Here is a 19,670-nt window from a genome sequence, read left to right on the forward strand (position 1 = left end):
AAGTCATGAGACTTGAACTATATGAAGAAAAGCCAGAAGAAGCGAGTGCAGCTCTTGCTCAGGTTTTTGAAGCCTTTAGTAAAGAAACAGAAGAAGCCGAGTTACAAACAGTACGCTATAACTTAGCTGAAGATGCGGACATCTTTGCGCATCATCCTGTTGTCAATCAAGCAATACAAAAAATGGAAGCGGCTTTGCCTTTGATGTTGGTAGATGGAGAAATTATGACGATTGGCGCTTACCCTGATATGGAAGATTTGACGGAGATTACGGGTTTGAGTTTTCAAGATATTAGAACACGAGAATGTCAGTGTGGCAATTGTAACTGTGGAAAGGGATAAAATGATCGAAAATTTTCAACGACCAAGCAAGGAAGAATATTTTAAAGAAATCGTCGAAGTTGTAGCTAAACGCTCTACCTGTACGCACGCTCAAGTTGGTGCTCTTCTCGTGACTGCGGATGGGCAAATTCTTTCGACAGGCTATAATGGTTCTGTAGCACTTATGCCGCATTGTACAGATGTAGGGTGTCTGGAAGATAAAGACGGACATTGCATTGCGACTGTTCACGCGGAGCAAAATGCAATTGCCCAAGCAGCAAAGCACGGTGTTTCACCAGAGGGAGCAATTCTTTATACGACTTTATTCCCTTGTATCGCTTGCTTGAAGCTCGTCTTGGCATCGGGTGTAAAACATATCAAATATATCAATGAATACCATGCTAAAAATCCTTATGAGGAAGAGTTGATTGAAACTTTAGGTATTCAAGTTGAAAAAATATAAAAATCCAGAAATCATGCTGGTTTTTTTATTTTAACGTAAAAAACGGTTCCCTAAGTTTATCTGTAAAATTTATTCTTACTTGAGCTTTTTATGTCTGTTTTTGCTAAAATAAATAAATGGGAATAAAATACAGTCAAACACATAAAGTCGCTTTTTATGAGAGCGACACACGAGGCAAGATGAAAATATCAGATCTTCTTGCCGTAGCACTTCAAATTTCGGGAGAGCAGTCTTATACGTTAGACCGTAGCGACACATGGATTTGTGATAACTTCAATCTATTTTGGGCAGTTATCGAGCACGAAGTTCAGGTTCATCGCTTACCCGAGTTTAATGACCAGATTACAATTGAAACAGAAGCCACGTCTTACAATAAATTCTTTTGTTATCGTGACTTTATTTTCAAAAATACAGCTGGCGAAACCTTAGTAAAAATAAGTTCAACTTGGGTTTTGATGAACAAAGATACACGTAAGGTAGAACGTGTTGTTGATGAGATTGTGGCACCTTATGAGGCACCAAAAGTCAGCAAAATTGTTCGTCCTCACAAATATCTTACCTTGTCTGATCAAGCGCAATGTAGCCTAGCTTTTCCAATTCGTTTCTCTGATCTGGATATGAATGGACATGTGAACAATGCTAAATATTTCGACTGGGCTGTTGATCAGTTGGACTATGATTTCCGTATGGCATACGAACCTAAAAAAATATATATTCGCTATAATCACGAACTCCTTTATGGCAATCATGAGTTTATTCATCCTGTTTTTGAATTTCAAGGAGACACCACTTGCCATATTATTAGGAAAGATGGTGTAGATAATGCTAATATTGAGATTGAGTGGTCAAAAATAAGCGAGGAGAATGAACGAAAATGAGAAAAGGTTACAAAAAGTATAAAGGATATCTGATTGATTTAGATGGCACGATTTATATGGGCAATCATCGTATTCCTGCAGGGGAAGACTTTGTTCATCGTTTGCAAGAAGCGAAAGTTCCTTATCTGTTTTTAACAAATAATACGACAAAAACCCCACGTGTGGTTCAAAAACGTTTGGCTACACAGTTTAATATTGATACACCTTTAGAAACTATCTATACAGCAAGTGCAGCTACAGTCGATTATATGAACGATTTAGGTTTGGAGAAGACAGTTTATATTATTGGTGAAGATGGCTTAAAAGAAGCAATCTATGAAGCAGGCTATAAAAAGGATCGTGAAAATCCAGCATATGTCGTTGTTGCTTTGGATTCTGACTTGACATATGAAATGCTTGCTTTGGCAACTCTTGCTATACATAAAGGTGCGAAATTCATCGGAACAAATCCTGATTTGAACCTTCCAAGCGAACGAGGACTTTTGCCAGGAGCGGGCTCTTTGGTTAAAATGATTGAAGCAGCCACACGTGTTCAACCCACCTTTATTGGAAAACCTGAGGCGATTATTGCAGAAAAAGCGGTGGAAAAAATGGGCATTCCTAAAGAAGATCTTTTAATGGTTGGTGACAACTATTTGACAGATATTCGTACAGGGATTGATAATGGTATCGACAGTTTGCTTGTTACAACAGGCTTTACAAAAGCTGAAGAAGTTCCTGGACTTCCAATACCACCAACACATGTCGTTTCAAGTTTAGAGCATTGGGAAGTTTGAGATGCGTGATCGCCTGATTTTCACGAGTCTTATTTTATGGGGTATTGCAGCAGCAGTAAGTTTAACCTTACTTTTGGCTGTCCCACTCTTTTACATAGATATTCATTTGGAAAATTTGACCCAGATATCAGGACTTTCAGCAGAAGTACTAAGACATAACTTTAATGTTCTGATGGCGTATCTGGTTAATCCATTTGAAGGTGTGTTACAGATGCCTGATTTTCCTTCGTCTCCCGATGCTTTACAGCATTTTAAGGATGTGAAAAAGCTCTTTATGCTTGCTTTAGGACTCACACTTGTATTGAGTCCCGCGCTCATCTTATTTTTGAAAGAACATTTAGCCATTCTCTATCATAATGGCCTACGTTTTGTGATGGGAACTCCTTTGTTTATTGGTTTGGTTGCTTCCTTGATTGGATTTGATAACTTTTTTATCTATTTCCATGAGATTTTTTTCCGAGATGACACCTGGCTCTTCAATCCCGATACAGATCCGATCATTAATGTCTTGACGGAGAACTATTTTATGTTTACTTTTATTCTATTTGTCGTCCTTTTTGAATTAATTTTTTTCCTCCTTTACTGGTCAGGAAATAAAAGACTGCAAAAGAAAACTTTCGGGAAAACCGAACAATAAGATGTAAAACTGATATAAAATCAGTTTTTTTTCTTTTGTTTTTATCAATATGCGTTAAAATAAATAAGGAAGGTTTGGTTTGCAGAGATTTTTATCGCCAAACTAGCGAGGTTGTCCATAACGGAAACTCGGTCGGTATTCTGTAATAACAAATGAATAAAGAGGCATTCTTATGAACACAATGGTTCCAGTTTTTGATTACGAAGATATCCAACTTATCCCTAATAAGTGTATTATTAACAGTCGTAGTGAAGCAGACACGTCAGTTAAGTTGGGGGATCACACTTTCAAACTTCCCGTTGTTCCAGCAAATATGCAAACAATTATTGATGAAAATATTGCTGAAATGTTAGCTAAGCAAGGTTATTTCTATATCATGCATCGTTTTGAAGAAAGTACACGTAAAGACTTTATTGAAAAAATGCATGCTCAAGGTTTGATTGCATCAATTTCTGTAGGTGTTAAAGACAATGAACGTCAGTTTGTACGTGAGTTGGCAGAAACAGCAACAATTCCAGATTATATTACAATTGACATCGCGCATGGTCACGCCAATTCTGTTATTGAAATGGTACAGCTCATCAAGCGTTTGATGCCACAAGTTTTTGTAATTGCGGGGAACGTAGGAACACCAGAAGCTGTCCGTGAGTTAGAAAATGCTGGTGCTGATGCAACGAAAGTTGGGATTGGCCCAGGTAAAGTTTGTATCACTAAGGTAAAAACAGGATTTGGTACAGGCGGTTGGCAACTTGCAGCTTTACGCTGGTGTGCAAAAGCAGCAAGTAAACCAATTATTGCTGATGGTGGTATCCGTACGCACGGTGATATTGCTAAGTCTGTTCGTTTTGGTGCAACAATGGTAATGGTTGGCTCACTCTTTGCAGCTCACGAAGAGTCACCTGGTAAAACTATTGAACAAGATGGCAAACTTTTCAAAGAATATTTTGGCTCAGCAAGTGAATACCAAAAAGGTGAACACAAAAATGTTGAAGGAAAGAAAATTCTTTTGCCACACAAAGGTGCATTGAAAGATACACTTCAAGAAATGCAAGAAGATCTCCAAAGCTCTATTTCTTACGCCGGTGGACGTGATCTTAATGCATTACGTAAAGTCGATTATGCTATCGTGAAAAATTCTATTTGGAACGGTGATTCATTATAAAAGATAAAAACTGTCTAGTGACAGTTTTTATCTTTATATTAAATAGTAGAAAGTTAATTATTTTTGAATCCAAGTAGAAGATGATGTAGAATGTTAGTAAAGATAGAAAAAGAAAGCAGGGTGAGATATGAAAGTACTTGTCGTTGGTGCAAATGGAAAAGTGGCGAAACATTTAGCCAAAAACCTAAAAGACTATCCTAAACTTCAAGAAAAAGCTGTTATCCGTAAAGAAGAACAACAGGAATTTTTTAACCAATTAGAGATTGAAACTATAATCTTGGATATTGTCAATAATTCAATTGAAGAATTTGCTGCAGCAATGTCTGACGTTGATGCTGTTGTTTTTAGTGCCGGCGCAGGTGGTTCTGGATTGGATAAAACAATTATGATTGACTTAGATGGAGCGGTTAAAATTATGACGGCAGCCGAAAAAGCAAAGGTCAAACGTTTTGTTATGGTCAGCACTTTCCGAGTGGGAAGAGAAGAAATTACACGTCAAATTCAAGAAGATTCTTCGCTTAAGATTTACACGATTGCAAAGAATTATGCGGATGAATGGCTCAAAACACGAACAGAGTTAGACTGGACAATTATTCATCCTGGAATGCTTACAGACAAAGAAAGTACTGGTAAGGTAGCATTAGCAAGCCATGTGGAAGCAGGAGGAATTCCGCGAGAAGATGTGGCTAAAGTTATTTTGGAAACGTTGGTAAACGACGTGACCATCAGAAAAGAATTTGAAGTGGTCAGTGGAGTCACTCCGATCGATGAAGCCGTCAAAAATTTAAAGGATTAAAAGAAATGAACGTGTGACTTAAATCACACGTTCACTTTTTTTACATGAATGTCATATTGTTGCTGATAATATTGGGCAATTTCTTGACTACCAATTTGATGAAATATTTCTAATGCTTGAAGCATCATCGTATTTCCAGCCTTTTCATCTTTGAAACGATAGGTCCAGAAACCTTTGGAGAGGTTAAGGAGATTGCGCAAAAACATCGATTGTACGAGTTCTAGTGATTCAACCCGATTGAGAATATGTGCACTGTATTCTTGGTAGCCTTTGCTTGCTAAGAGTGCTATAGCACGACAGCATGCACAAACAAAAATTTCCAGATATTTCACGGAGTTAAATATTTTATGCTTTTTTTCTAAGAGGAATAAGTCAAGAATATATAAAATATCGCGTATGCTTAATTTATTCATTGTAAAGTAAAATACATAAAGCTCAATCTGGCCCCAAACTTTGATATCATAGAGATAATCTGTGATTGTATCAATATTTTCTGAACTTAATTCAGTATATGAAGCTTTTGCTGCTAAGGAGATATAAGGATAGCCTGCTTCAAAAGCGACTTTATAGAGATTGTCAAGTGCTTTTTTATCTTGTTTAAGAAAAGCCATCTCGATTTCCTTTAAAAGGGCTTCTGATTCATTGGGTGCATAATCGTTTAAAAGGTACTCGTATTCCTCAAGCCCAATCCCCATCAGTTGCAAAGCTTGTACGACTTTTTCAAAATTCATCATGGTTTCAGCTCGCTCAAAACGAGAAAGGGTGGCTTTTGAGATTCCTATAGAAGAAAAGTCCGATAAGGAGATATGTTTTTGCTCACGTATTTGCCGAAAAACATATCCAAATTTTTTATATACCATAAAATCTCCAGTCATTCATAGTGGCAGTTATAGCTATACTATCAGAAAATGCAACAAAAAATTAAAGTGTTATCAAATACGTGACGATAAAGAATATCGTTGCTTTTATGCAACGACATGAAAAGATAAAATTATTTATTATATTATAATATATTGTAAGAAGCAGAAGAAGAAAAGCCACTTTTCTTTTTCATCAAAAGGATAGAGGTGAAGATGATGGATATTATCAAAGAAATACTGGGGCCTTATTTTTTTGCCAAATTATTTTTGATTCCGGCAATCTTAGGTGGAATATTTCTCACTAAAAATATCATCCATCGCAGTAAATACGCTGAAAATCCTTACTCTGCCTTTTGGTTCTATTCGAGTAATTTTACATTATGGATTTTTCTTTTAAAATTATTATTTATTGAAATAGCTCAGGGTGGTGCTTATGGTTATTTACTGAGTGATATTTCGCTCATTTTCATCGCTATTGCAGTCGATTATTGTATTGTTACGCATTATGAAAAAATAGAATATGCTATGCTTCCACTGTTTACAATTTTCTATCTGTTTTATATTTACAACTATGGTTTTCATTGGAAGTCGATTTTATTAGTTACCTTATCTCTGGGTCTTTTTTGGCTGACGCTCTATTTTATTGCCAAAAATCAAACGGCTGTAATGCAAAGTTATGGTAAAATGATGCTTATAGGTTTAAGTCTGGTTGTTTCTGTGCAGCTCTTATTCCTTTCCGAATTTGCTTTTAGTTTGATACATTCACTAGAAATTTTCTGGAAAACATTTATACTCCTTGTGATTGCCAAGTTTATTTTGTTGGATATTTCTTCTATTGTAGGAGAGTATGCAAAGTACAAACGATATACTTATATTGATGCACTGACCAATGTATATAATAGGAGAAAATTTGAAGAAACGATGGATGAAATCCTCGCCAGTGATCAGATTTCCAAATTTTCATTAGTCTTTTTTGATATTGATAATTTTAAACACATTAACGATCATTATGGGCATAGCTCAGGTGATTATGTATTAAAAGAAATTTGTATGCTCATCAAAAAGTATTTAAGAGAAACAGGAGAAAACGGGCAACTTTTCCGCTATGGTGGTGATGAATTCTTTCTTCTTTTTCGCAATCGCAAAGGAGAAGTCGTACGTGATATTATGGAGCAGATAGCCAAGGAAATTTCCGAATATGTCTTTCACGCGAGTTCTAACACTATTAAAACATCAATTTCAGTCGGGGTGGTTGAAATTACGGATAAAGTAACACGTGACCAAGCTATTTATCGTGTCGATAAGCATTTATATATTGCAAAAGAAAACGGGAAAAATCAAGTTTACTTTAAATAGAAAAAAATGATTTTTCTCTTTTTTTTGTCTATTTCATTTTGTTTTAAGAAAGTTTTTAAGTATACTGAAGTTGTAGGAAACAGGAAGGTGTGCTTTTACATTAAAGGAGTATCAGATATTGCAAAAGGAAGAATTAAACAAGGAACAAACCGAAGAAAATTACAGTTATTCCGATCTGTTCTTTGAAAAGGGACATTGGCTTTTAAAAATTAAACAACTCCTCATCGCTCTTTTGGGTTGGGTGTGCTTCATTGTGCCGACTTTTATTACCATAGCATCCTTTTTATATAAGACTTCAAATGGGAAGTATGGCATTGCCTTTTGGAAATATTCCGAAGGAGTTTTGGAAATTAAATTTTTGTTGATTCTGCTGGCTTTCTGTGTGGTCATCACCTTTACTTATGCAGCGAGCATGACAATTATTCAAAATAACCGAAGGGAATCGGTCATTGAAAAATGGCCTACATTTGATTCGGTCTCCAGTATTGAGCGAAGAAAAAGGGGAAAGAAATTTATGGCGGACCGCTTCGGTGAAGAAGAATTCCGTCATAATGTAAAATATTTTGAAGTTCTACCAGAAAAGAATTTAAAAAATGACGAGCTTTCAAAAGTTCTAGGTAAAGATGAGGTTGATACTTATGATATCTGATATTTTCGGCCAGATGTTTACATCGGATAGTGGTCTACAAATGGTTATCACCGTGTGTTTAATAATCTTGTGTCTTTATCCCGTTATTGGTGCTTTGTTTTGGTTTTTTGGCTCTTTGAGTTACCGTTTCCTAAAAAAAGGGCGAAAAGAGACAAATTTTGTGGAACTAGCACCTGATGAGCAACCGATGATTACGATTATGATTCCTGCTCATAATGAAGAAGTGATGATTGAGGAAACGATTGAGTACTTAGCTACAATGCTCAATTATAGTAACTATGAAATATTAGTGATTAATGATGGTAGTACCGATCAAACTTTGCCTATTCTCCAAAACTTACAAGAAAAGTACGATAAGTTGCGTGTTATTAATATCTTGAAAAATCAAGGAAAGGCACACGGCTTTAACATTGGTACTTACTTTGCGAAGGGGGAATATATTTTAAGTAATGATGCGGATACAATCCCCGAAAGAGATGCGCTTATGAAATATATGAACTATTTCATGAGTGAAATCGATGTCAACACAGCTGCGGTTACAGCCAATATGGATGTGCAGAACCGGACGACTATTATGGGAAAATCGCAAACTGTTGAGTTTTCAAGTATCGTTGGTGTCATTAAAAGAAGCCAAACCGCGATCAATGATTCAATGTACTCGTACAGTGGAGCGAATACCATGTATAAAAAGCAGTTTTTGATCGACGTTGGCGGCTTTAGACAAGACCGAAGTACAGAGGATATTAGTATCGCTTGGGATCACTTAATGTATGGTGTGACGCCGCGTTTTGCCCCAGATATTATTTTTCACATGAATGTACCAGAAACCCTTTCGCAGCTCTATAAGCAAAGAAAACGTTGGGCTCAGGGAGGTACTGAAGTATGGTTTACTAACTCACTGAAGTTTATCTTGCATCCCATTAAGTACCGTTATGTTCTGTCAATGTTTATTGACACGACTTTTTCCATCATTTGGTCATTCTTCTTTTTCATTACGTCAATTATATTTATCTTGGCTATGCTCTATTTCCTTATTGTAGGTAATTATGAGCGGCTTTGGCATGGGTTTGCGATGTCCTTTATCTTTGTTACCTTCGAGCTTATAGCGGGCACCTTGCAGCTTTTAGCCGCACTAATCTTAGACAGTAAGGGACAAAAATTCAAATACTTTATTTTTGCTCCCCTCTATATGTTATTTTTCTGGATGGTCAATCCATTGACGATAATCACGACTTTTATACCAGCCATGAAGGCTTGTTTTGGTAAAAGTGAACACGCTGGTGCTTGGGTCAGCCCTACAAGGAAAAGCCTGAAGAAAGGATAAACTATGCTTTTAGATGTAATGTTTCTGTTGACAATAATCTTTATTCTTCTCTGCTTGCTCGGAATTGTGACCAGCTATGTTTGGGCGAAACGACAAAACAGAATTTATCCTAAAACAATGGAAGATGCTGAAAATTATACATTTTACTTTCAGACAATTATTGATAATAAAGGAGAAAAAACTGGTTTAGAAGCACTGCTCCGCAAGTATGATGTAGAAAAACAAGAATGGGTTTTCCCAGATGATATTGATAAATTTACCTTACGTGAAGTGATTTATCTGCTTCATAAAAGTTTTGTGAAAATAAACTATCCGTCACAATTTTTAGCCATTAATATTAGCCTGAAACAACTTTCAGATCCACGTTACGAATACTTTATTCGCTGGGTCAAAGGCGAATGCTATCCGATGGAGCTGCGGATTGAAATCAATGTGGAGTTGACAGACAAGATTGGCTGGCTTATGAAATCAAGGATCAAGAAGAATTTGAAGTTAAGCCAAGACATTGGTGTTCATGTTATCCTAGAAAAAGTCGAACCAAGTAAAAAATACTTTCACAAGATCAAGTGGCTATTGAATGATATCTATGGTGTGAAAATCCCGCTTTCTAAATTTCAAAAGAAAAGTGATTCTGAATGGTTTGATCTCAACATGGGCGATTGGGTCCGTTTGATTAGAGAAAAAAACAAAAATATTGATATCACTGAGGTTGAAGATCGAGAAGGTATTGATTTAGCCGATAAATTAAAAATCGACAATCGACAAGGTTATTTTATAGACAAGCCTCATTATGAGAAATAGCTTGTTCTATTTTTTTTGCTTAAATTAGTGCTTGAAAGTTGCATTATTTAGGAAAAAGAGTAGAATAGGTTTGAGCAAAACGATTTTAAAAAAATGTGGCGCATCTCAGACAATAATCAATGAAAAAAGGACGAGTACGGAAATGACTGAAATGACTTTTGAAGAACGCTTAAAACAGCTTCGAAAGACTTATCTTGAAGGCGATAGTGAAGATAAGGAAGCTCAAGAGATGAATGCTTTCATGAGTTTATCAAAAGAAGATAAAATCAAAAAAATTGAAGCCCATTTAACAGAAATTGAAAATAAAAAAGAAGCTTTGGAAAGCACTCTCTCCAATCAAACAGATGCTCTCTCACGTGAGAATATTCAGCATCATCTGGAAGCATTAGCTGACAAAAAAGAACTTATGCTTCAAAAATTAGAATATGTTAAAAAAGATGAATTTAGTGCTGCAAAACGAGAACGAATCAAACGTCAGTTGGCAGAACTGGAATTTAAACGTTGTCGTCTACGCATGAATAATAAGGACTGTTCAAAGTTGGACAAGAAAATTCAAGAGAAACAAAGACGATTTAGAAATGATATTTAAGGAGTTATATGCTTCAGTCTATCCTTCATGTGATCATTTTCTTGCTCGCATTAGTTTTTTCAAATGTTATCAATAAAATTTTCCCTAAGTTAGCCTTGCCTTTAGTGCAAGTTCTCATAGGGATTCTTTTTGGTTTTGGAGGTATTTCAGAATTTCTTCACGTTGACCCGGAATTCTTCCTTGGTTTCATCATTGCACCGCTCTTGTTTAGAGAGAGTACAGAAGCAGAAGTGAAACGGATTGTTAAACACCGACATTTGATACTTGTGCTTATATTCCCGCTGGTTTTTGTTACTGCTCTTGGATTAGGTGGTATTTTACATCTGTTTTATATGAGCATTCCTTTAGCAGCTTGTCTGGCTTTAGGAGCTGCACTAGCCCCAACGGATGCAATTGCTGTGGGTACGTTATCGACCCGCTTTGTTTTTCCTCAAAGAATCATGAATATTCTCCAGGGTGAGGGACTCTTTAATGATGCATCTGGTATCGTATCCTTCCAGATTGCTGTGCTTGCACTTGTAACAGGGACTTTTTCTTTACCACAGGCGACCCTTAATTTAATCCTGTCCATTATAGGCGGCTTTGCTATTGGTATTGGGCTTTCGATTTTTAAAAATAAAATTTTAGAAATTCTTGATGATGTCGATGCGCGTGATGTCAGTGGCTATTTGATGCTGGAGTTCGTAATGCCGCTTGCAGCATTTGCTTTGGCCGAAGTTTTGCACGTTTCGGGAATTATCGCCGTTGTTGTTGCTGGTATCTTCCAGTCCAATGGTTTTCGACCAACTACTGTGTTTGATGCACAAGTGACGCGTGTCAAAAATAGTGTATGGGAAACGATTGTGTTTATGCTGAACTCAAGTGTCTTTATCTTCCTTGGGATTGAGTTGCATAGTCTTGTTTTTCCTTTCCTTTTTGACCGGACATATTCCGTTTTTTGGCTGGTTTTTGTTGTACTACTTTTGACTTTTGCCCTATTTTTGCTAAGATTTTTAATCTTATTGTCTTATTATTTGGTGACTGTCAAAGACAAGGGAGAAATCTTTCACTCTTATTGGAGCGAATTGTTATTGTTGACTTTTTCTGGTACAAAAGGGACGGTTTCCATTGCGACCATACTTCTTTTACCTCAGCTTGCGGATAATACCAACAATCTATTAATCTTTTTTTGCGCCTCAGTTACTGGTTTAAGCTTTCTTGTGAGCTTGCTTACTTTGCCTTACTTTGCAGTTGAGAAAAAACGCATGGTCAATAATTTGGCAGTTATCGCAATTTTAGGTGACGTTGTGCAAGAATTACGGGAAAGAATTACTGAGAAAGCGCAAAATGGCTATCACCTTGTGATTGCCGATTATCAAAACCGGATTCAGAAGCTCATTGTAGAGCAAGAAAGTGCTGGAATTACAGAAAATTTTAACACCTTGCAATTATTAATTATCCGTGTAGAAATTGAAGGGCTTGAAGATGCGCTGGAAAAAGAGAAAATCTCGATGCGTACTTATCGTACCTACCACCGCTACATCCATACTCTGGAGCAAGATTTGGCACATGACTTGGTTTCAAGTATCCAGTTTGCCCAAGTGGTTACTTTGCGTGCTTTGAAAGTTTTAAAAACACGTATTTCTCGTTTTGACTTCCAACTTTCCCGTCCAAAAGTTGAAGATATGGAAGAAACGCGCCAAGAGATTAGCAATCTTTATTTAGATAATACAGAACTTGTTCTTGAACTTTTGGAAAATTTAGGGACAATCTATAATGCACAACTTGTTGACTTTCTCCAAGCAGAACGCTTCCGTCAAGCAGAGCATATTGCTCAAGGTAACTGGAACTATGTTAATGGATTTCGTGTAGCTACAGAATTGACGAATATAGAAGAATTGATGGAAGCCTATTATTTAGAGCGTAAGGTGATTTTCGAATATGAGCATACAGGACGAATTGCGCTTAATGAAGCTAAAAAATTACGCCAAACCGTTAATCTTTTGGAAGAATATGCCTTAGCAAGCGATCACCGTTCCTTCCTTTACGATTTATTTGAGTTTCGCAAAAGAAGAAAAGGAAAATAAAAAAGCGTGTGAGCGCTCTTTTTTTTGACCAAAAATAATTTTTTGTGATATAATAAACGTATCTTCAGGGCACCGTGAAATTCGGGACCGGCGGTTAAAGTCCGCGAAGCTGAAAAGCTTGATGTGGTGTAATTCCACAACCGACAGTAAAGTCTGGATGGGAGAAGAATAGGAAATAAGACTAGCTCTTTTTGGGTTGAGTCCGTTTTCGTCAATATTCAAAAACTCCCTTCAAAATGAAGAAATATTATTTTCTATTTTGGAGGTTTTTTCGTGTCAAATTCAAAAACACGTCGACTCACACTTATCGCAATGCTCAGTGCAATTTCTTTTGTACTGTCCTACCCAATGTTCCAATTTCCTTTGGTGCCGAGTGCAAGCTTTTTAAAGATTGACTTCACAATCTTGCCCATTTTGATTGGACTATTTATGCTTGGCTTAAGCAGTGCTTTTGCTATTCTTATCATTCGTTCGCTTTTGTGGTTACTTTTAAATAGTGACGGAGTGAATACCTATATTGGTTTACCAATGAATATTTTGACAGTTACTGTCTTTGTGCTGGTACTTTGGTTCTTTCTCCGTCACAGATTTAGCTTGCGTAACTATATTATGGCAGCCATTTTGGGGACATTGGCTTTAACTGTATTACAGGTAGTACTTAACTATGTATACGCTATACCACTTTACGCAATGTTTGCTAATTTTGATATCGCAACAATGTTTCCTGGTGGTATTTCAGCTTATATTGGTGCTGTTGTTGTCTTTAATATTCTACAAGGTCTCATTTTTGCAGGAAGCTTTGCTTTACTGTATTGGGCCCTCCGTGGATCAAAAGCCATCAAATTTATTAATGCTTAAACAGAAAAATAGAGCCTATAACTCAGGGCAAACTGAAAGAGAAAATGATCATGACTTCGTTAATGGTCATTTTTTTTGATTTTTTATTAATTTTTCCCTTGCATTTTTTAAAAACATCTGATATACTAATAGAAGTTCTGAAAAGGACTGACCGAAGACAGTTGGGGACATAAGTCATAAGCATCCAACCGAGGACAAACATTTTAAACAATGATTGAACTCTCTATGTCTTTTGGTCGTGGGGATTTTTATTTGTAAAAATTCCTACGAACAAAATAAAATGGAGGTAAACAAATGAGCGATTACAAAGTAAACGAAGCAACTATTGCTAAGAAAGCTGAGTTGGTTGACGTATTTGCAGAAAAATTCGAAGCTGCGACATCTATCGTTGTTGCAAGCTCACGTGGTTTAACTGTAGAACAAGACACTCAACTTCGTAAAGAGTTGCGTGAAGCCGGTGTGGAATTCAAAGTTGTTAAAAACTCAATCTTGCGTCGTGCAGCTGAAAAAGCTGGACTCGAAGGTTTGAACGACAGCTTCGTAGGCCCATCAGTAGTAGCTATCTCAAACGAAGATGCTATTGCCCCTGCTAAAATTTTGAGCGAGTTTGCTAAAACAGCAGACAAACTTGAAATCAAAGCTGGTGTTATCGAAGGAAAAGTTACAAGCAAAGAAGAAGTTGCAGCTATTGCATCTCTTCCAAGCCGCGACGGTCTTCTTTCTATGCTTCTTTCAGTGCTTCAAGCACCTGTCCGCAACGTGGCTCTCGCAGTCAAAGCTGTTGCAGAAAAAGAAGAATCAGCTGCTTAATTCCATATGGAATGACAGTAAGCAAATTTTATATCGGCGGATTTACGCAACAAACTAAAATTTACTAGGAGAATCAAAATGGCATTGAACATTGAAAACATCGTTGCTGAACTTGAAACAGCAACAATCCTCGAACTCTCTGAGCTCGTTAAAGCAATCGAAGAAAAATTTGACGTAACTGCAGCTGCTCCTGTAGCAGTAGCAGCTGCTGGTGGCGAAGCTGCAGCAGAAAAAGATTCATTTGACGTTGAATTGACAGCAGCAGGCGACAAAAAAGTTGCTACAATCAAAGCTGTTCGTGAAATCACTAGTCTTGGCTTGAAAGAAGCTAAAGAACTCGTTGATGGCGCACCAACAATGATCAAAGAAGGCGTTGCAACTGCAGAAGCTGAAGAAATCAAAGCTAAATTGGAAGAAGCTGGTGCTTCAATCACACTTAAATAATCATTTAAGTTCAATTTAGATGCAAGCATCCAATATTTTGGATAAAATTGCAATAAAAAACAGCCATTATTGGCTGTTTTTTTATATCGTTATGTAGTGAGTTGGCACAATTATTCCCTTGTATTTTTACGTGAGAAATTATATTTTTGTTATACTAGATTTATAATAGAAACTGATTCGAATACAAAGAGGAGTGCATATGATTGATAGATACAACTTGCCTAAGGAAGAATTACTTTCTTTACTAATGGAAGAGTCCAAGTTAGCACCACAGCATCAGTTGCCAGGTGAAGAGATTGAGGGGGTGAATGTTACCATGCAGTTTTTACGTGACGAAACTGGTCAAGTGCGTTATCTTCCGCGCCGTAAAGTGATGGGCTATGATCTTGATGGTGTAATTTTTTCTATGAAGAAAGCCATTGAATGTACCAATCAAAAGTTGGGCACTAACTTAAATATTGAAACGATGGAAGCTATTGACTATGACTTGATTTATTATGCAACAATGGATGAAGACATTCAGCGAAAAATTATCAGAGAAAGTACGCCAAATCGCAAGATGGTCGAAGATTTGGCAGAAGAACATTTGAACGGAGCAGAAATAGTACTGATTACAGCACGTCATGTTTCTTATGCTAAAGAAACGATAGAATCACTTAATCGTTTCGGTATTTATTATGACAAGATTTATTTTACTGAGGAGAAACTGCCGTTAATTATTGGATTGGATATTGATTGGTTCTATGATGACAAACCGGAAACCATTGCAGCCATTAAAAATCATAAAGTACGCACAAAAGCCGTGCTCGTCTCAGCGCCCTATAATCGTGGTGCCACAGAATATGATTATCGCTATAAAGTAGGACTGGAATAACTGTTTGGAGCTTCTTGCTTGAGTGCTGTGAGAGTTTACTTTCATATTTCTGTCACAGACCAGATATGGCCTGAGGGATCTTCGATATTAATGACACGCTGGCCATGAGCAATGAAAGAAGGGGTTTCAGGCGTACCGGGAGCAACCACTTGTCCGCCATTATCAAATGCCAGCGCTAAAATATTGTCAATATCCTTCAAATAGATTTGCAGACAAAGACCAACACCGCCTCGAGATTTCGGGGTGTTTTCTTTTACTTCAGCTAAAGTAAAGGGATAATTTTCTATTTTAAAATGACATCCATCCTGAATGCTTGCTCCGAAAACATTTTGATAAAATTTTAGCGATTGTTTGATATCTTGCACAAAAAGATTAATTGAAATTTTCATGGTAGCACTCACTTTTTATTCTTTATTATTTTATTGTACAAAACGCTTGGTTGCTTTACCAATGATTTGTGGGTATTCCTCCAAGCAAAGTAGAAGAAGCTGTTCCGAAAGGAGAAGTTTACTGAGATTCAGGAAAAAATTTTTATTATATGTTGACGTTTACATTTTTTTGTGATATCATTTACTTAACTTAATAAATGGCATGTAACTGATAATGCAGGCATAACCGGATTAGATTTAAAGAATTATATTCTTTTTATTTGGTTCGGTTTTTTTGTGTTTTCAAGTAGGATGCTAATACTAACACTAAGGGAGACAAACCATGAATGCACAAGAGTTAGCACAGAGCATATTAGAACTAGTCGGAACTAATTCTAATATATCTCAGCTGGAACACTGCTCAACAAGATTAAGGTTTACTTTAATTGATGATTCCAAAGCCGATGTTGAAGGATTGAAAAAATTATCGGGAGTACTAGGAGTTGTTCAGAATGTACAGACTCAGATTATTATTGGTAATTCTGTGGTAGAAATATATAATGAGATAAATAAGCTGCGGTCAAACAGTGAGGAAGAAAAAAATACAGCAAAGAAAAAGAACATGAAATTGTCAGCAAAAGTTTTAGATTTTATTGTTAGTATTTTTCAACCCTTGATTCCTGCCATTGCTGGAGGGGGGATTCTTAAATCTTTTCTTATGCTTTTTGCATTATTCGGCTTATTAGATAAAGCTTCCACAACTTATCAAATCTTATTTTTCATAGGGGATGCTCCACTTAGATTTCTTCCTTTATTGGTTGCTGTAACTACAGCAAATAAATTAAAATCTAATTCACTTGTGGCCCTTGCTGCAGTGAGTGCTCTATTAACGCCTGATCTAACCTCCATGTTAACAGAGGGCACACAATTATTTGGACTACCCTTAACAAATATAAATTATGCTTATCAAGTATTCCCAGCCATATTATCTGTTATCTGTTATTCCCAACTCGAAAAGGTTTTTACAAAGATAGTCCCCAAAGTGGTACGGACATTCTTTGTTCCAATGTTTAGTTTGCTCATTGTGGTGCCTTTAACTCTGTTTATTTTAGGTCCCTTAGGATTTACATTTGGTCAAGGATTTGCCTCAGTAATAATGTTCCTATTTGGTAAATTTGGGTGGATTGCCGTAGCAGTGTTAGCTGCATGTTTACCTTTTATGGTGGTTACAGGTATGCACAAGGCAATGATTCCTTATGTTGTTACATCTTTAGGACAAACTGGAAAAGAAATTATTTATAACGCCGCTTCTCTTGCGCACAATATTTCAGAATCCGGAGCAAATTTTGCGGTATCTTTAAGAACAAAAGATAAAAACTTACGTTCAACGGCTCTTTCTGCAGGGATTTCGGCACTGTTTGGTATTACTGAACCTGCTTTATATGGTGTGACAATTTTACATAAACGTGTATTGTACGGAGTAATGATTGGGAGTGCTATTGGCGGTGCATCCTTAGGATTGATGGCTGTTGAAGCATATGTTGCAGTTGGTCCAGGACTTGCTACATTATCTATGTTTATATCAGAGCGATTGGCAAATAACATGCTTCATGCGGTTATTGGATTAGTCATATCTTTCATTGTTTCGTTTATTGCTACCTTTATTTTATGGAAAGAACCCACTACAGAAAAAACAAAAATAGAAAGTACAAATACAACGACTTTGAAATCGCCAGTAGAAGGAACTGTGATTCCTTTGGAAGAAGTAAATGATGATGTGTTTTCAGCTAAATTACTTGGGGATGGCGTCGCAATACTACCAAATAAAGGTGAAGTGTACGCTCCAAGTGATGCAATCATTAAAATGGTGTACAAAACAAAACACGCTATAGGCTTAGAAACAGATAATGGTCAAGAAATTTTAATTCATATTGGAATTGATACGGTTAATCTAGAAGGAAAATATTTTAATGTACATGTAACTGAAGGGGACAAAGTAAAAACTGGAGAATTGCTGGTCAGCTTTGACATCAAGAAAATTGAAGCAGCAGGATTTGACCCGACAACTGTATTTATCTTTACCAAACCAAATCCAATTAAAATAAATATAACAAAACAAAATGAAGTCAATAAATTTGAAAATTTGTTGACCATAGTATAATGAAATAAGGAGAAGATAATTATGAGTTTTAAAAAGAACTTTCTTTGGGGTGGGGCATTATCTGCCAATCAAGTTGAGGGCGCATGGGATTTAGACGGCAAAGGCTTATCGGTTGCTGATGTAGCAATGTACAAGCCTGATTTAGACGTGAGCGACTATGCAGGTCACAATAACATTACATCAGAAATGATAAAAACGGCAGTTGAAACGAAAGATGACAAATTTTATCCTAAAAGACGAGGAATAGACTTTTATCATAAATACAAAGAAGATATTGAACTATTTTCAGAGATGGGTTTTAAAACTTTACGTATTTCAATTGCATGGACACGTCTTTTCCCAACGGGAGAAGAAGAATATCCTAATCAAGAGGGAATTAATTATTATAAATCCATTTTTAAAACCTTAAAAGAAAAAAATATTGAACCAATCGTAACTCTGTCACACTATGAAATGCCACTTCATCTTAGTATAAAATATAATGGATGGGTCAATAGAAAGCTTGTTGACATGTTTGTTAAATATTCCAAAGTTTGTTTTGTAGAGTTTGGCGAATATGTGAAATATTGGCTGACATTTAATGAAATTGATAGTGTAGGACGTCATCCATTTATTACAGCTGGAATAGTGCCAGACAAATGTATAGACTATAGTTTGGAGGAAGCAGTATATCAAGCACTTCATCATCAGTATATCGCAGCAGCTCAAGCAACAAAACTATGCCACCAATTAATTCCTGGAAGCATGATGGGATGTATGTTGACCAAGCTAACAACGTATCCAAACACATGTCATCCTGAAGATGTACTACTTTCGTTAGAACGTAATTTAGATAACTATTCTCATGCAGATATACAGATTTTTGGAAAATATCCCCGTTTGTATCTGCAAGACTTAAAAAATAAAAAGATTAATATTATAATGGAAGAGGATGACGAAAGTATTTTATCAGAGGGAACTGCTGACTATTTAGCCTTTAGCTATTATATGTCACGAACAGAATCCGCAGATCCGCAAAAAGAAAAAGCAGCCGGCAATACTATTATGAGTGTGAAAAACCCATATTTGTCATCAACCGAATGGGGGTGGCAGATTGACCCAGTTGGATTGAAAATATCATTGTTAGAGCTGTATGATCGCTATAATCTCCCTTTAATTATCGTTGAAAATGGTATGGGCGCAATTGACAAGCTAGAAGATAATCTTACAATTAAAGACAGTTACCGCATCGCTTATTTGAAATCACATATCGAAGAAATGAAAAAAGCTGTAGATATGGGAGTAGAACTCATAGGCTATACGAGCTGGGCGCCAATTGATTCCATTAGTGTTTCGACCTCACAAATGAGTAAAAGATACGGCTTCATCTATGTCGATCAAGATGATTTAGGCAAGGGTAGTAAAAAAAGATATAAAAAAGATTCATTTTATTGGTATAAAAAAGTTATTGAAACAAATGGTGAGAAGTTAGAATAGGA

21 protein-coding genes, 1 riboswitch and 1 other annotated feature are annotated in these 19,670 nt (G+C 36.4%); of the genes, 19 read left to right on the forward strand and 2 right to left on the reverse strand.

Going from position 1 to position 19,670, the window contains the following annotated elements; genetic code table 11:
* The first annotated feature begins 5 nt into the window (after positions 1-5).
* The 7 genes from lgb_RS04730 to lgb_RS04760 all read left to right on the forward strand — a co-directional run bounded on the left by lgb_RS04730 (position 6) and on the right by lgb_RS04760 (position 5,032).
* A complete protein-coding gene (locus lgb_RS04730) occupies positions 6-341 on the forward strand; it encodes an arsenic metallochaperone ArsD family protein (protein WP_019293446.1) in 336 nt (111 codons plus the stop codon).
* A gap of 1 nt (position 342) precedes the next feature.
* Complete coding sequence (locus lgb_RS04735; RefSeq protein ID WP_004257543.1) at positions 343-783, forward strand: deoxycytidylate deaminase; 441 nt, start codon at positions 343-345, stop codon at positions 781-783.
* Between the two features lie 116 nt (positions 784-899).
* Positions 900-1,661: an acyl-[acyl-carrier-protein] thioesterase gene (locus lgb_RS04740; RefSeq protein ID WP_019292707.1), complete on the forward strand. Its 762-nt coding sequence runs from the start codon at positions 900-902 to the stop codon at positions 1,659-1,661.
* Entirely contained in the window at positions 1,658-2,437 is a 780-nt protein-coding gene (locus tag lgb_RS04745) for a TIGR01457 family HAD-type hydrolase (RefSeq protein WP_019292706.1), read from the forward strand. Before lgb_RS04740 ends, lgb_RS04745 begins: the two co-directional genes overlap by 4 nt.
* 1 nt (position 2,438) lies before the next feature.
* Positions 2,439-3,074 (forward strand): TIGR01906 family membrane protein, encoded by a 636-nt coding sequence (locus lgb_RS04750; RefSeq protein WP_019293447.1) that lies wholly within the window; start codon positions 2,439-2,441, stop codon positions 3,072-3,074.
* 172 nt (positions 3,075-3,246) lie between these two features.
* Complete coding sequence (guaC, locus tag lgb_RS04755; RefSeq protein WP_019293448.1) at positions 3,247-4,236, forward strand: GMP reductase; 990 nt, start codon at positions 3,247-3,249, stop codon at positions 4,234-4,236.
* Positions 4,237-4,363: 127 nt separating this feature from the next.
* Positions 4,364-5,032 carry an SDR family oxidoreductase gene (locus lgb_RS04760; protein ID WP_019291910.1) on the forward strand — a complete coding sequence of 223 codons (669 nt, stop codon included), beginning with the start codon at positions 4,364-4,366 and terminating at the stop codon, positions 5,030-5,032.
* Positions 5,033-5,055: 23 nt separating this feature from the next.
* Here the strand turns inward: lgb_RS04760 and lgb_RS04765 are convergent, their stop codons facing one another.
* Positions 5,056-5,892, reverse strand: a complete 837-nt coding sequence (locus lgb_RS04765; protein ID WP_019293449.1) for an Rgg/GadR/MutR family transcriptional regulator — start codon at positions 5,890-5,892, stop codon at positions 5,056-5,058.
* Between the two features lie 213 nt (positions 5,893-6,105).
* Here lgb_RS04765 and lgb_RS04770 point away from each other — a divergent pair, with 213 nt between their 5' ends.
* The 10 genes from lgb_RS04770 to lgb_RS04815 all read left to right on the forward strand — a co-directional run bounded on the left by lgb_RS04770 (position 6,106) and on the right by lgb_RS04815 (position 15,663).
* Positions 6,106-7,248: a GGDEF domain-containing protein gene (locus lgb_RS04770; protein ID WP_019293450.1), complete on the forward strand. Its 1,143-nt coding sequence runs from the start codon at positions 6,106-6,108 to the stop codon at positions 7,246-7,248.
* Positions 7,249-7,366: 118 nt separating this feature from the next.
* A complete protein-coding gene (locus lgb_RS04775; RefSeq protein ID WP_019293451.1) occupies positions 7,367-7,897 on the forward strand; it encodes a hypothetical protein in 531 nt (176 codons plus the stop codon).
* Positions 7,887-9,221, forward strand: coding sequence for a glycosyltransferase family 2 protein (locus lgb_RS04780; RefSeq protein ID WP_019293452.1), 1,335 nt, complete (start codon positions 7,887-7,889; stop codon positions 9,219-9,221). The genes lgb_RS04775 and lgb_RS04780 overlap by 11 nt, the downstream gene beginning before the upstream one ends.
* A 3-nt stretch (positions 9,222-9,224) precedes the next feature.
* The gene (locus lgb_RS04785) at positions 9,225-10,022 is read left to right on the forward strand and encodes an EAL domain-containing protein (RefSeq protein WP_019293453.1); all 798 of its coding nucleotides are present in this window, start codon (positions 9,225-9,227) and stop codon (positions 10,020-10,022) included.
* Between the two features lie 142 nt (positions 10,023-10,164).
* Entirely contained in the window at positions 10,165-10,611 is a 447-nt protein-coding gene (locus tag lgb_RS04790) for a hypothetical protein (RefSeq protein WP_019293454.1), read from the forward strand.
* Between the two features lie 8 nt (positions 10,612-10,619).
* Positions 10,620-12,677, forward strand: a complete 2,058-nt coding sequence (locus lgb_RS04795; RefSeq protein ID WP_019293455.1) for a cation:proton antiporter — start codon at positions 10,620-10,622, stop codon at positions 12,675-12,677.
* A 56-nt stretch (positions 12,678-12,733) separates the two neighbouring features.
* A riboswitch (FMN riboswitch) is annotated at positions 12,734-12,850 on the forward strand.
* Between the two features lie 100 nt (positions 12,851-12,950).
* On the forward strand, positions 12,951-13,535 hold the full coding sequence (locus tag lgb_RS04800; protein ID WP_019293456.1) for an ECF transporter S component: 585 nt from the start codon (positions 12,951-12,953) through the stop codon (positions 13,533-13,535).
* Positions 13,536-13,668: 133 nt separating this feature from the next.
* Positions 13,669-13,795, forward strand: a sequence feature (ribosomal protein L10 leader region).
* A 34-nt stretch (positions 13,796-13,829) separates the two neighbouring features.
* Positions 13,830-14,345: a 50S ribosomal protein L10 gene (gene rplJ / locus lgb_RS04805; protein ID WP_004257506.1), complete on the forward strand. Its 516-nt coding sequence runs from the start codon at positions 13,830-13,832 to the stop codon at positions 14,343-14,345.
* 78 nt (positions 14,346-14,423) lie between these two features.
* Positions 14,424-14,789 (forward strand): 50S ribosomal protein L7/L12, encoded by a 366-nt coding sequence (rplL, locus tag lgb_RS04810; RefSeq protein ID WP_249663295.1) that lies wholly within the window; start codon positions 14,424-14,426, stop codon positions 14,787-14,789.
* Positions 14,790-14,988: 199 nt separating this feature from the next.
* Positions 14,989-15,663 (forward strand): 5' nucleotidase, NT5C type, encoded by a 675-nt coding sequence (locus lgb_RS04815; RefSeq protein WP_019293457.1) that lies wholly within the window; start codon positions 14,989-14,991, stop codon positions 15,661-15,663.
* A 41-nt stretch (positions 15,664-15,704) separates the two neighbouring features.
* Here lgb_RS04815 and lgb_RS04820 read toward each other — a convergent pair whose 3' ends face one another.
* On the reverse strand, positions 15,705-16,052 hold the full coding sequence (locus lgb_RS04820; RefSeq protein ID WP_019293458.1) for a VOC family protein: 348 nt from the start codon (positions 16,050-16,052) through the stop codon (positions 15,705-15,707).
* Positions 16,053-16,374: 322 nt separating this feature from the next.
* On the opposite strand from lgb_RS04820, the gene lgb_RS04825 reads away from it, so the two are divergent.
* Both lgb_RS04825 and lgb_RS04830 read left to right on the forward strand, forming a co-directional pair.
* Positions 16,375-18,192, forward strand: coding sequence for a beta-glucoside-specific PTS transporter subunit IIABC (locus lgb_RS04825; protein WP_019293459.1), 1,818 nt, complete (start codon positions 16,375-16,377; stop codon positions 18,190-18,192).
* A 21-nt stretch (positions 18,193-18,213) separates the two neighbouring features.
* The gene (locus tag lgb_RS04830; RefSeq protein WP_019293460.1) at positions 18,214-19,668 is read left to right on the forward strand and encodes a glycoside hydrolase family 1 protein; all 1,455 of its coding nucleotides are present in this window, start codon (positions 18,214-18,216) and stop codon (positions 19,666-19,668) included.
* Positions 19,669-19,670: the final 2 nt, after the last annotated feature.

This window comes from Lactococcus petauri (genome assembly GCF_023499275.1).
In the GTDB taxonomy this organism is placed as follows: Bacteria; Bacillota; Bacilli; order Lactobacillales; family Streptococcaceae; genus Lactococcus; species Lactococcus petauri.